The 13494-nt window shown below is 52.9% G+C and carries 10 protein-coding genes and 1 other annotated feature; of the genes, 9 read left to right on the top strand and 1 reads right to left on the bottom strand.

Going from position 1 to position 13494, the window contains the following annotated elements; genetic code table 11:
* Positions 1-50 precede the first annotated feature (50 nt).
* The 6 genes from PGRAT_RS24100 (at position 51) to leuS (ending at position 7593) form a co-directional block, all read left to right on the top strand.
* The gene (locus PGRAT_RS24100; protein WP_025704620.1) at positions 51-530 is read left to right on the top strand and encodes a 2-thiouracil desulfurase family protein; all 480 of its coding nucleotides are present in this window, start codon (positions 51-53) and stop codon (positions 528-530) included.
* A 201-nt stretch (positions 531-731) separates the two neighbouring features.
* The gene (locus tag PGRAT_RS24095) at positions 732-1877 is read left to right on the top strand and encodes a cysteine desulfurase family protein (RefSeq protein ID WP_025704619.1); all 1146 of its coding nucleotides are present in this window, start codon (positions 732-734) and stop codon (positions 1875-1877) included.
* Between the two features lie 102 nt (positions 1878-1979).
* A complete protein-coding gene (locus PGRAT_RS24090) occupies positions 1980-2501 on the top strand; it encodes a PRC-barrel domain-containing protein (RefSeq protein ID WP_025704618.1) in 522 nt (173 codons plus the stop codon).
* Between the two features lie 14 nt (positions 2502-2515).
* Entirely contained in the window at positions 2516-2725 is a 210-nt protein-coding gene (locus PGRAT_RS24085; protein ID WP_020428077.1) for a hypothetical protein, read from the top strand.
* A gap of 202 nt (positions 2726-2927) precedes the next feature.
* The gene (locus PGRAT_RS24080; RefSeq protein ID WP_025704617.1) at positions 2928-3995 is read left to right on the top strand and encodes an AI-2E family transporter; all 1068 of its coding nucleotides are present in this window, start codon (positions 2928-2930) and stop codon (positions 3993-3995) included.
* A gap of 75 nt (positions 3996-4070) precedes the next feature.
* Positions 4071-4340, top strand: a binding site (T-box leader).
* 805 nt (positions 4341-5145) lie between these two features.
* Entirely contained in the window at positions 5146-7593 is a 2448-nt protein-coding gene (gene leuS / locus PGRAT_RS24070; RefSeq protein ID WP_042267319.1) for a leucine--tRNA ligase, read from the top strand.
* Between the two features lie 101 nt (positions 7594-7694).
* On the opposite strand, the gene comER is transcribed toward leuS, so the two are convergent.
* Positions 7695-8543: a late competence protein ComER gene (gene comER / locus PGRAT_RS24065; RefSeq protein WP_025703964.1), complete on the bottom strand. Its 849-nt coding sequence runs from the start codon at positions 8541-8543 to the stop codon at positions 7695-7697.
* 142 nt (positions 8544-8685) lie between these two features.
* Here comER and PGRAT_RS31845 point away from each other — a divergent pair, with 142 nt between their 5' ends.
* The 3 genes from PGRAT_RS31845 (at position 8686) to PGRAT_RS24050 (ending at position 13351) form a co-directional block, all read left to right on the top strand.
* A complete protein-coding gene (locus tag PGRAT_RS31845; RefSeq protein ID WP_025703963.1) occupies positions 8686-9375 on the top strand; it encodes a ComEA family DNA-binding protein in 690 nt (229 codons plus the stop codon).
* A gap of 171 nt (positions 9376-9546) precedes the next feature.
* Entirely contained in the window at positions 9547-10065 is a 519-nt protein-coding gene (locus PGRAT_RS24055) for a deoxycytidylate deaminase (protein ID WP_025703962.1), read from the top strand.
* A gap of 484 nt (positions 10066-10549) precedes the next feature.
* Complete coding sequence (locus PGRAT_RS24050) at positions 10550-13351, top strand: ComEC/Rec2 family competence protein (RefSeq protein WP_025703961.1); 2802 nt, start codon at positions 10550-10552, stop codon at positions 13349-13351.
* Positions 13352-13494 lie beyond the last annotated feature (143 nt).

Genomic DNA, 13494 nt, shown 5'->3' with positions numbered 1-13494 from the left:
TGTTCTATTATAAATGAAGTAACGGAATAAATGCGAAGGAGATGAATTCCATGATTATCGTAAGCTCCTGCCTGGCAGGCATGAAAGTAAGGTACAATAGTACGGATTGTCTGGATGAGACCATTCACAAGCTGCTGGATAATAACCTGGCGGTAGCGGTATGCCCCGAGCTTCTTGGCGGGTTCTCTACCCCGAGAGAGCCGGCGGAAATTGTAGGCGGAGACGGGGGAGCTGTGCTTGACGGAACGGCGAAGGTGATGGACCGGCTGGGAAACGATGTCTCCCAAATGTATATCGAAGGAGCCTATAAAGCACTGGAGCAGGCACGGAACGCAGGAGCGGCGATCGTGGTTCTCAAAGAAAACAGCCCTTCCTGCGGCAGTTCCATGATCTACAATGGCGCATTTGCGGGGCAGAAAATTCCGGGTCAGGGTGTGACCTCTGCGCTGCTCAGACGAAACGGCATTGAGGTGATTTCGGAAGAACAGCTCCCTGCCAGATTGGCGCAACTGGGAGTTCTGGATAAATAGGCGGCCCGGATACGCACCAAAGGGCTGCTTCAGGATATCCGTATGTTCACAACAGTTATTAAGGATATTGCTCCCGGCAGCCCCTGGCTACTTGTTACAATATTGTGTTTATTGACAGGTGGTAAAAGATCGGGTTCAGCGTTATAATCGAGTAGTCCTGTATGAAAATCCTGAATAAAGAAGAAGCGGAGAACCATCGTCATGAAACCGATCTATTTGGACCATGCCGCCTCGACCCCGGTGCATCCGGAGGTGGCAAAGGTCATGTACAATATGCTGCTTGAGCAGTTTGGCAATGCGTCCAGTGTGCATACATACGGGCGTTCTGCCAAAAAGATTATCAATGGCGCGCGCGACACTATTGCGGGCTTTTTGGGCTGTGCGCCAGATGAATGGGTGTTCACCAGCGGCGGTACCGAAAGCGATAATCTCGCGCTTTTTGGTGCGGCGGCAGCTTCGGCCCATAAAGGGAAACATATCATTACGACAGCTGTAGAGCATCATGCGGTCCTGCACACCTGCGAAGCGCTGGAGAAGCAGGGCTTTTCTGTTACTTATCTGCCGGTCAATACGGAAGGACGTGTATCCGCTGCCGATGTGGAAGCGGCTCTGCGGGAAGATACGGTGCTGATCAGTGTAATGTTCGCGAATAATGAAGTAGGAACTGTAGAACCTATAGAAGAGATTGGCAGATTAGCCGCAGCGCGCGGCATCTTGTTCCATGTGGATGCTGTACAGGTCCTTGGCATGCTGCCTATTACTCTTCGCGAGCTTCCTGTGGATTATATGAGCTTCACCGCTCACAAAATCAATGGCCCCCAAGGGATAGGCGGTCTCTATGTCCGGCGCGGGGCTCCCTTGCAGCCAAGGCAGCATGGCGGACTGCAGGAGCGCGGAAGACGGGCAGGGACGGAAAGCCTTGCAGGTGCTGCCGGATTTGCCAAGGCCGTAGAGCTTGCGGTTACGGGTCTGGAGCAGCGGCGGGAGAAGGCTTTAATGCTGAGGACAGTGCTTCTGCAGGAACTGGACCGCCGGATCGGCCGCGAGAGCTATGTTATCAACGGGGACAAGCAGGAGTTTTTGCCGGGGATTCTAAATCTGAGCTTTCCTGGAGCGGGCACCGATGTGCTGTTGATGAATCTGGATATGGAGGGGATTGCTGCCGCCAGCGGTTCGGCCTGCACCTCAGGCTCCCTGGAAATCTCGCATGTGCTGCAGGCGATGAAACTTCCGGATGAACTTTTGAATTCCGCGATTCGTTTCAGCACAGGTTTGGGTAATACTAATGAAGAAATGGAGTACGTGGCCCAAAAAGTTGAAACCATCCTGAAACGGCTGCGTAAGTAAGACTAGGCTATTTTGCAGCCATGTTGCCGTCTTTGGGTTTGAGTGTTCTTCAACTGTAAGGGAAACCGTAAGTACACTCAAAGTGAGGGGACATTAACAGCCATGAAACTTCAAGAAATGATCGGCTTGGCTGTATACGAGGTTGAAGAAGGTAACGAAATCGGCAAAATTGTCGACATATTACTGGATTCAAATTGGAATATTACGGGTATTGAACTGGAAGGCAAAACTTTTTTCTCCAGTCATGTGAAAGTTGTGGCATGGGAAGATATTGTCGCTTATGGCGAGGATGCTGTCATGATCCGCAGTAAAGAGTCGATTGTAAAGGCCGACACTGACCATATACCCTATACATTTCTTCTGGGGAAAAATAAATTAAAGGATCTTCAGGTGCTTACGGCATCTGGAACGATACTTGGCCGGGTATCCGATGTTTATTTTGACCAGAAGTTGGGAAACACAATAGTAGCGCTGGAAATCAGTGACGGGTTAGTAACTGATTTGATCGAAGGCCGCAAATGGCTGCCTTGTTCTGAAGGAATGTCCATTGGGGAGAATTCGGTGCTGGTTCCCGCGATGAGCGAAGAACGGCTTCAAAAAGCCATTAATATTGTTAACGGATAGGTGGAATGTATTGTATGAAGTGTCCAAACTGCAACTCCAAGGATATCGGCAAGATTGGTTCCCACCAGTTCTATTGCTGGGGCTGCTTCATCGAACTGACGGTCAACGGCGAGAAAATGTCGGTGTATCAGGTGGAAGAAGACGGTACACTCAGCTCGCTTGATGATCTGTTCTCCGGGGAAGAGATTGCCCAGGATTATCCGCAGATCCATGCATCCTCCTGAAGTCAGTGACCACTGCTCAGGAACAGAATTACATATTGCCTAATGCGCCCTAAGTTCCTTGCAGCAGCATGCTGCTGAGAATTTTGGGCGTTTTTTGCGTGAAAAAACATGAGGGTACCCAAAACGGCGGTTATTTTGCTGCGGGCATACATATACTTATCTACAAAGCCAGTCCAGAATTACCGCTAGGGAGTGTATACTCATGGAGCAATGGCCCCACAGTAAATGGTTCCGCTGGATGATCGGCGTCCTGCTCGCCCTGATCATTTTATATTTCGTATGGCTGCTCCGTCCAATGCTGCAGGGTGTCTTCCAGTTTCTAAAAGCCATCCTTGCGCCGTTTCTGGCAGCTATGATCATTTCGTATGTGCTGAACCCGGTGGTGAGCATGCTTGCCGGACGCAAAATGCCGCGCAGTGTGGCCGTGCTGCTGATCTATGCCGTATTCCTGACCTCTTTGGCAGTTATTGTCATCAATCTGATTCCGATGTTCATCGAGCAGCTTGAAGAATTGAACGAGCATTTGCCGGAGATGACGCTGCATGCCCAGGGTCTGATGCGAAAAATGAATACCAGGCTGATTCCACCCGGAGTTGAGATGGGCATGACCAACTGGTTTTTTCAATTGGAAAACCGCCTTGCCGGAGGGATATCCCATTTTCTCGATAACATTGGTTCGACTATTGGCGTGCTATTTGACGCCTTTATCGTGCCTTTTCTGGTGTTCTATATTTTGAAGGATTTTGATGTCTTCGAACGGACCGTGGTCTCCTGTCTGCCGCGCTCGCGCCGTAAATCGATTGTCAAGATGCTGAGGGATATCGATGACGCACTGGGCAACTATATCCGCGGACAGTTTCTGGTCTGCATCATCATCGGGGTACTGGCCTACATCGGCTATGCGATCATCGGTATGCCTTATGCACTGCTGTTCGCCTGTGTGGTAGCGGTGTTCAATATCGTTCCGTATATGGGACCGTTTCTGGGGGCGGCACCCGCGATTGTGATGGCTACCACCTTATCTCTGCGCCTGGTGCTGCTGGTTGCCGTCGTAAACACCCTGTGCCAGATGCTGGAGAGCAATGTCATTTCGCCGCAGGTGGTGGGACGCAGGCTGCATCTGCATCCGCTGCTGATTATTTTTGCGCTGCTGGTAGGCGGTGAGGTGGCAGGAATGATTGGGCTGATCCTCGCTGTGCCCTGTTTTGCGGCCGGAAAAGTCGTAATTCAGCACATCATGGCTTATTATATTAAGCGAAAGCCGGTGTAAACGGGGGAATACGGGGAAATCATTGACTGTACGTGCTTCTTTTGTATATAATGTGGTGAATATTATTGATTTAATAATAGTGCGTTGAAGAGGAGCATTAATTCGTGAGACCGTTATTGCAGAGAGCCGGCGCAAGGTGCGAGCCGGTTAACGGAGAAGAATGAACTCACCTCCGAGTAACGGCGATAGCCGCAGGTTTCGCAGGGCAGATGCTGCTGCAGAAGCCAGCGTGTGAACCGTCGTCGTCTCACCCCCGTTACAGGGTGTCAAAGTGAGTGGCAGGTAAAGCATATCCAGCCGCTAACTAGGGTGGTACCACGGGAATTCAAACCTCTCGTCCCTAGCGATCATACGCTAGGGATGGGAGGTTTTTTTGCAAGAATTTATATGTTTTGGAGGAAGGCGTACCCCTTATTTAATTGGAAACTGAGGTTTCCTATTGTGGGAGAGCTAGGGAAGGTGAAGTGGAATTAGTACATTTAAATGAAACAAAAAACCCCTAAAAAAGGGAATAGTGGGAAAAAGTAAACTTAAAATCATCAAATTCATGGTAAGCGTGCGAATGGGGCAAATTAGTTGTCCTTTTTCCACTTATCATTAGTGGGGAAGCGGGATGGAGGGATTTAAGTTTACTTTTTCCAATTGAATTAGTTACTGCCTGCCCAGCTGGGTGAATTGTGAGGCTGGCTAGGCGGATCGTCCGGAAACACCAGCAGAAAAGCCGTTGTTGAAGCGGAAGAGGCAGGTTTGGACCAGGCCCTGCCCCTGCCGGGGCTGATATCGCATGGTCTGCCTGGGAAGGTTGAAGACAGACATTGCCCAGCGGAACAGCGAGTCCTGAGCTGATTCTTGGACTTTGCTGGCCGGCAGGCAAACGGAACAGCTCTGCATTAGAATTTTGCAAGGAAGAGGAACGAAAAGAAATTTTGGAGCTGGAGCAGCGTAGTGACCGTCTGAAAGCTTTCCGCAGGAAAGCTCGCATCGGAAGCATACACTATGCTCGGATTTCTACCGCTTAGCATGAGATCAGAAATCAGAGGATATTAGCGGGCGGAAGCCCAAAATTTCTGTGAGCGACGAATACAACCTGCTTTTTTAATGTAAGCAGCAGGTTTAACTAAGTAAGCAACACTCCAAGGAGGAGCATAAGATGAGCGACAACAATACAACAAGCACAGCCTCAGGCTACCGCGCCCAAACCATCGAGCCTAAATGGCAGAAGTTCTGGGATGAGAACAAAACTTTTAAGACAGGTGAAGATGCAGGCAAACCGAAATTTTATGCACTGGATATGTTCCCGTATCCTTCGGGCGCAGGGCTGCATGTAGGCCACCCGGAAGGCTACACGGCAACGGATATCGTTTCCCGCTACAAGCGTATGCGCGGCTATAACGTGCTGCACCCGATGGGCTGGGATGCCTTCGGACTTCCGGCTGAGCAATATGCAATGGATACCGGACAGCATCCGCGCGAGATTACTTTTAAGAACATCGATAATTTCCGCCGACAGATCAAATCGCTGGGCTTCTCTTATGACTGGGACCGCGAGATCAGCACAACCGATCCGGAGTACTACAAATGGACACAGTGGATTTTTATTCAGCTGTACAACCGGGGACTGGCTTATGTGGCAGAGGTGTCGGTCAACTGGTGTGAAGCCCTGGGGACGGTGCTGGCGAATGAAGAGGTTATCGACGGCAAAAGCGAGCGCGGCGGCCACCCCGTGGTCCGCAGACCCATGCGCCAGTGGATTCTGAAAATTACAGAATATGCGGAACGCCTGCTGGAGGATCTGGAAGAGCTGGACTGGGAAGAAAGCATCAAGGATATGCAGCGCAACTGGATCGGCAAATCAACCGGTGCTGAAGTGATTTTTGCGATTGAAGGCCATGATGCCAGCCTGGAGGTATTCACTACCCGCCCAGATACCTTGTTCGGCGCAAGCTACTGTGTGCTGGCACCCGAGCATAAGCTGGTAGATCTCATCACTACTGAAGAGCAGAAGGCGGCAGTGGCAGAATACCGCGATAAGGCTTCACGCAAGAGTGACCTTGAGCGTACGGATCTGGCCAAGGAGAAATCCGGTGTCTTCACAGGTGCCTACGCGGTTAATCCGGTGAACGGCGCTCAGGTGCCGGTCTGGATCGCGGATTATGTACTTGCCGGTTATGGAACGGGAGCTATTATGGCGGTGCCGGGACATGATTCCCGCGACTGGGAATTCGCCAAGCAGTTTGGCCTGAATATTCTTGAAGTGGTGCAGGGCGGCAATGTTGAGGAGGAAGCCTACAGCGGCGACGGCCCGCATGTGAATTCTGATTTCCTGAATGGTCTGGACAACAAAAAGGCCATTGCGAAGATGATAACCTGGCTCGAAGAAAAGGGCAGCGGCAAAGGCAAAGTAACCTACCGCCTGCGTGACTGGCTGTTCAGCCGCCAGCGCTACTGGGGCGAGCCGATTCCGATTCTGCACCTGGAAGACGGCACGATGAAGACGGTCCCTGTAGATCAGCTTCCGCTGCTGCTGCCGGAAGTAGATTCGATCCGGCCTTCAGGCACGGGAGAATCCCCGCTGGCCAATGTGACGGAGTGGGTTGAAACGATTGATCCGGAAACCGGCATGAAAGCCCGCCGCGAGACGAATACTATGCCGCAATGGGCCGGCAGCTGCTGGTATTACCTGCGTTATATTGATCCCCGGAACGATAAGGAGCTGTGTTCGCCGGAGCTGCAGAAAGAATGGCTGCCTGTTGATCTGTACATCGGCGGAGCTGAGCATGCGGTATTGCATTTGCTCTATGCCCGTTTCTGGCACAAGGTGCTGTATGATATCGGTGTCGTGGATACGAAGGAGCCGTTCCACAAGCTGGTGAACCAGGGCATGATCCTGGGCAATAACAATGAGAAGATGAGTAAATCGCGCGGCAATGTCATTAACCCGGACGAAATTGTGGAAGCTTATGGCGCGGATACGCTGCGTGTCTATGAGATGTTCATGGGGCCATTGGAAGCAACGAAACCATGGAATGAAAAAGGTGTCGAAGGCATTCACCGCTTCCTCTCCCGCGTATGGCGCCTGTTCGTAAATGAGGACGGCAGCATCAGCGCAAAGATTACCCCAGGCGGCGGCACCGACGAGTTCAAACGGACCTGGCACAAGACGCTTAAGAAGGTTACTGAGGACTTCGAGCAGCTTCGCTTCAATACGGCGATCAGCCAGCTGATGATCTTCATCAATGATGCATATAAGCAGGAGACCTTGTCCACCGAAGCGGCAGAGCATTTCGTGCAGATGCTGTCGCCGCTCGCACCGCATATTGCGGAGGAACTGTGGCAGCTGCTGGGTCATGAAGGCAGTATCAGCTATGTGGCTTGGCCGGTTTATGATGAAGCATGGACAGTGGATGCTGAAGTGGAAATCGTTGTTCAGGTGAACGGAAAAATCGTACAGCGCGCGCTGATCCCGCAGGACATGGGTCAGGAGGATATGCAGAACCATGCGCTGTCGCTTCCGAATGTGAAGTCAGCTGTAGAGGGCAAAACCGTACGCAAAATTATTGCGGTTCCCGGCAAGCTGGTCAATATTGTAGTGGGTTAAGCGAAGAACGCATTTTTGCCCGCAGCAACGGAGTCATCCGTGCTGCGGGCTTTCTTGGTTTAGGGCGTTGTACTTCATCCCCCCCCTTTTTAGGTGGATTTTTAGCGGTCCAGCGGAGCCTGAACGATGTCATGACAGCCGAATAATGCGTTTAGCTTCTCGACATCCTCATCATATTTATCATGTGTTGTGAGGATCAGCCGTTCAAAAACCCCCTCCAGACTGGTACGCAAATGGCCCAGCGCTTCCGCTGTAATGCCGCCGCGGACGGCGACACGCTCCTGAAGCTCCTGGGGAGTCAATTCTCCTTGGGTCAGCAGTTTGCCTGTGCCCAGCAGCATTTCACCGGCCAGCCGGGTGATCAGCTCTTGATCAATGCCCGTAGCTTCTACTGCGGCTTCTATCCACCGCTCGATGAAATAGCTGATGAATGCGGGACCGCAGCTGGAGAAATCAGAGGCAATCCGGGTATGCTTCTCCTGAATTTCCAGTGGAACGCCTATGAAAGACAGCAGCCGCTGCAGCAAAAGCCTGTCTTTTTTATTAAGCCTGCTGCCAAATATGCAAAGCGAAGTCCCGCTTTTGACACGGTGGGTGATACTGGGAATGACTTTGGCTATTTTGGATGGCAGAGTGGATTCCAGATGGTAGAGCATTACAGGGCTGGTGATAGAAACGACAATCTGCTCGCTGCGTAAGGAAGATGCGATTTCATCCGTAAGCGTTTTGAATTCCAGTGGTTTTACACAGATGAAGACAATATCGCTTCCTTGTGCAGTTTCCCGGTTGCTGCCGATGGAAATGCCAGGATGGTGCTGTTGAAGCTGCAGAAGCCTGTTCGGGCTGCGGTTGCTGGCCAGCACATCACATGGCTCAAGCGCACCCGAAGACAGAAAGGCGTCAATGAGCAGACTGCCCATGCTGCCTGTTCCGATAAATCCCACCTTCATCTAGGGTACCCTCCTTTCTTGGTATGGCTGTAGCCTTGCAGGAATACTCTTCGTTAAATGTATGCGCTAGGGTCTTGGACAAATGACAGGTTTCAATCATATGTTTGTATAAAATTCCAGTATGTTATAGGAGGACAGGTTCATGAACGTAAGAAGGATAGCTTCTGTGCTGGCTGCTGCACTGCTCGGAGGCGGATTGATCTGGGCGGCCGACCGGGAGGAGAATAACGGAATTGCTGGCTGGGAGTCATTGAACGTCAGTATGGCTCAGGCGCTGGGGGTGGCGGACAAGCCGGATACAGCAGTATCCGCCGGGGGTGAAGGGGGGAAGGCAAGGAACCCGAAAGAAGCTGCCGTGGACAAGGAGGCTCCAAATGGCGCGGGGGAGGCAGGAGCCGATTTGAAACGATCATCCGGAGCAGCAGAGGCAGGGTCTGCGGGCGGGACTGTGAACGGAAACGCTGCCGGGGCCGCCGGGGGTGGCGAAGCAGTGGCAACCGCAGCGGGGAATGCGGCACCACCCACTGCGGGGGCCAGAGACGTTACAGCAACCGTCCCCGGTAGCACAGCTTCCTCTAACCTAGCTCCTATTAGCACAGCTTCCGCTAACTCAGCTCCCGCTAGCCAGGCGTCTGTAAAAGGCAGAATCAACGTCAACACAGCGGATGCTGCGGCGCTGATGAATCTCCCGGGCATTGGCGGGAAGAAGGCGCAGGCCATTATAGATTACCGCAGCAGCAATGGGGCTTTTCGCAGCTTGTCGGATTTGGGCGAGGTGAAGGGGATCGGGCCGAAGATGCTGGAGAAGCTGGAGCCGCTGGTGAGTTTTTAAGCTGGACGGAACAGCACCCGGAGGGTAGCTATTTATATGTGGGGATGCTAATGGATTAGCGTCATAAGCAGGTTTACCGCCAGTTTTTTTTCGTATCGGATGTCCTAGTGAAAGCTTGCTGCAGTATGCTACAATAATGAACAACTATTGAAGAGAAAGTGGAGATTGCTGATGACTGTAGCTTACCGGAAGAATTGGGATACTTATTTCATGGATATTGCCTGCATGGTCTCCACACGCTCGCGCTGCCCCCGCCGCCATGTTGGTGCGGTCCTCGTACAGGGCAAAAAGCTGCTGGGCACGGCGTATAATGGCGCACCTATGGGCGTGCCGGATTGTTCCGAGGCGGGATGTATGGTTTCGGAGCAGTATGAACGCGAAGTCGTTAACGGTGTGGAGACGATGGTGAAGAAGCAGCGCTGCATCCGCACCATTCACGCCGAGCAGAATCTGCTGCTGTTCACGGACCGGAGCGACCGCGAGGGCAGCACCGTCTATGTCACCGATGAACCCTGCTGGACCTGCGCCAATATGCTGGCCAACAGCGGGATTGTCGAGATCGTCTATCTGCGTCCTTACCGCAAGGACATGGAGAAAGTGGAGGCCATGCTGGCCTCCAAAGGCATTGTTTTCCGTCAGTTGGAGAACTATGAACCACCGAAGGAAACGATGATTACCGTATCGGAATAGCAGCAGGCGACACTAGCCGAAAGAATAAGCTTCAAGCTTTTAGGGGAAGAACCTCTGCGGACGCAACTTTTGCGTATGCAGGGGTTCTTTTTACTGTATCCGCACTTCAGCTTATAAGCATCAGGAGTGGGATGGGTGGAGTTTAGTGGAACGGAAACGGAATGCTGCGCAGCTTACGGCGGCTATATGGATTGAACAGAGCAGTCATTTCATAGTGGAAAAAGTACCACTAATTCAGTTCATTCCGCTGATGGAATAGCTAATGTGGGAAAAGATACCACTAATCCGGCTAAAAGTGGCTGTATGGGATGATTAGGCATGAATTAGGTGTACAAATTCCACTAAAACCTTCTGCAGCCAGGATTTCTGCGAATTAGATTTACTTTTTCCACTAACTATGGTTCCTTATGAGCTTCATTTCGTTCCCAAGCTATCATTCACCGGTTCAACTCATATATTTCAAATGTAATAAGGAGGGTTATGCATGAAAAAAAGGCCACTGTTAAGCTTTACGGTGTGCTGGGTCATCGGGAGTGCTGCAGGCTGTCTGTTCTCCGGATATAAGCTGCTGATTTATACAGCGGGTTGTCTGCTGCTGCTTGCAATCTGTGCTGTCCGCGGGAGAAGCGGCTGGAAAATCTCAGTTGTGCTGGGGCTGTCACTCTTTGCTGCCACCCTGTACTGGGAATGGAACGAAGGAAGAAATGCCAGTCTGCTCCCGCTGGTACTCGGGCAATCCATGGCAGAGCTGAACGAAACCTATGTAACTGTAGAAGGGCAAATCGTCTCTCCTGTGGAGCGGGACGGGGACCGGGTGGATTTTACTGTGAAGCTGTCGCGGATGGGGCTGGGCGGGACGGGCGCGGATTCGGCAATGTCTGCAACTGGCGCAGAGGAGAATAAGCGGGGAAGTGCCGGGAAGCTGAAGGATACCCGGAAAACAGGAGAGGGCCAGCAGCAAGATGCGGGTACGCAAGCCGATGATCCCGGTCAGCAAATGGAGCTGGGCCAGGAAGAAGTTGCGGGCGAACTCATCGCTGTACAAATCACGCTCCAGGTTGAGTCGGAAATCGCTGTTGCCGGCGGGTGGAAAAGGGGAGACCGGGTGGCCGTTCAGGGTGAACTGAAGCAGCCGGGAGAAGCGCGGAACTTCGGCGGGTTTGATTATCGTGCATATCTGCGGACGCAGAGAATTCACTGGCTGCTTAAGGGGGAGGGGACGGCAAGCGTACAAGCGGTTCCGCCGGATTCCTGGGGTCCCTCCAGCCTTCTGCGCTGGAATGATGGGGTGCGGACCGCGCTTGGAGCCGAGATGGACCGTTTATTTCATGAGCCGCATGCGGGGTATATGAAGGGGCTTGTCCTGGGGATACCGGACGATTTAGATGAAGAAACATTCAAGCAGTTCTCACAGCTGGGGCTGACGCATATTCTGGCGATCTCCGGGATGCATGTGGCGGTGGTTGTCGGTGTGATTTTATTTTTGCTTCAACGCCTCCGCTTGACCAGAGAAACAGCATTAACTGTGACAATATTACTGGTACCTGTCTATGTGCTGCTGTCCGGTGCCGGGCCGTCCATTGTACGGGCGGGAATAATGAGTATGATTGCTCTGCTCGCTGCGCGGTTTGGCATGCTGAAGGACGGAATGAATATCCTCGCAGCCGCAGCGCTGATGATGCTGGTCTGGAATCCGTATCTGCTGCTCAGCGTAAGCTTTCAGCTGTCTTTTCTGGTGACGGCTGGACTCATGGTGTATGTTCCCCTGGTGAACCCGCTGCTGTGCAGGCTGCCCCGCTGGCTGGGCGGTGCCGTCTCAGTCACGCTGATTGCGCAGCTTGTGTCCTTTCCGCTGACCATATACTATTTCAACCAGTTCTCACTGCTTTCCTTTGCCGCTAATCTGGTACTCGTTCCCTTTATTACCTTCCTGGTGCTGCCGCTGGGGACGTTGGCGCTGCTGCTTGGCCGGTTATGGGAGGCTGCTGCAGGTGTGATTGCACATGCTGCGGAACTGATGAACGATGCTACATTCCGCGCGGTGGAGTGGACAAACGGCTTTTCCGGGGGAGTATTGATCTGGGGTTCTCCTTCCTTGCTGTGGATGGGGATGTATTATGGGCTGCTCTATGGAATACTCTATGCCATGAAGCGGCGTGCCGAGGCCCGGCTGGCACCGCAGGTCATGGAGGATGAGACCAAACCGTTGACGGAGCCGGATCAACCTCAAGACGGCAGAGGGAAAAGAGTCTGGGCTGCCGGGATATGGGGCGGAGCCGGGGAAAGCCTGCAGCCTAACCCCTTCCAGATGCCGGAGTCCATGGGCTGGAGCGGACTGTCAGCTCTCTTATGTGCAGTTGGATTAGCGCTGCTGCTGTACAGGGGGTATCACTCGGAACAGCTTGGAGGTGCCGGAGCCATCAGCTACCTGGATGTAGGGCAGGGTGACAGTATTCTGATTACCACCCCCGGCGGAGCCCATCTTCTGGTTGATGGCGGCGGCACGGTCAGCTTTGGCAAAAAGGAAGAGTGGCGCGCCCGCCGCAGTCCATTTGAGGTTGGGGCTAAAACCCTGCTGCCACTATTGAAGCAGCGGGGCATTCACCGGCTGGACGCGATCATTCTGACCCATGGCGACCAGGACCACGCCGGAGGACTTCAGGCAGTCCTGGAGGGGATGCCCGTGTCGGCGCTGTTGTTCAATGGAACGCTCGCCAAGGGGGATACCTACAGCAAGCTGATGAACACAGCGCTCGCCGCAGGTGTCCGGCTGTATCCGGTGCAGCAGGGACAGGCGCTTACTCCGGACGATAAGACGGAGCTGATGTTCCTGTGGCCTGACCCGCATAAGGCCGGGGAGGCTGAGCTCCCGGCAGTGGAGGACCAGAATCACAAGTCGGTAGCCTTCCGGCTGGAGATGAACGGCCGGAGTTTTCTTTTTACGGGAGATATGGATAAAGCGGCGGAGGAGGCCATCCTGCTGGAGGGAATGCAGGCTGGAATCAGCAGCAGCGCACCTATCGATGTACTGAAAGTGGCCCATCACGGCAGCAAAACCGCAACAGGTGCAGACTGGCTGGAATTCTGGAGCCCGGGCGCAGCCGTAATTTCGGCAGGTGTCAATAATCTGTATGGGCATCCGAATGGTGATGTGTTGAAGCGTCTGGCTGATAGCAGCACAGCTGTATACCGGACCGATCTGCAGGGGGAGATCCAGATGGAGGTCCGGCGGGAGAGGATCGCGGTGCGTCATAAGCTGGAGCCGGGAAATAGAGCTGTGGAATGACACAGCCAGAAAGTATATAGCAGCAGTGGATTGTGGATGAGGTACGGGCGAAGGAGAGGGATTGAGGGTGAATTGCAAAGAATCCCTAATCCTCTTCTGCCCGCTAGAGGGGGACCCGGATCTAGTATACTCCTGGTTATATT

Source organism: Paenibacillus graminis (genome assembly GCF_000758705.1).
In the GTDB taxonomy this organism is placed as follows: domain Bacteria; phylum Bacillota; class Bacilli; order Paenibacillales; family Paenibacillaceae; genus Paenibacillus_AQ; species Paenibacillus_AQ graminis.
This window is presented reverse-complemented; position numbering and strand designations above follow the sequence as displayed.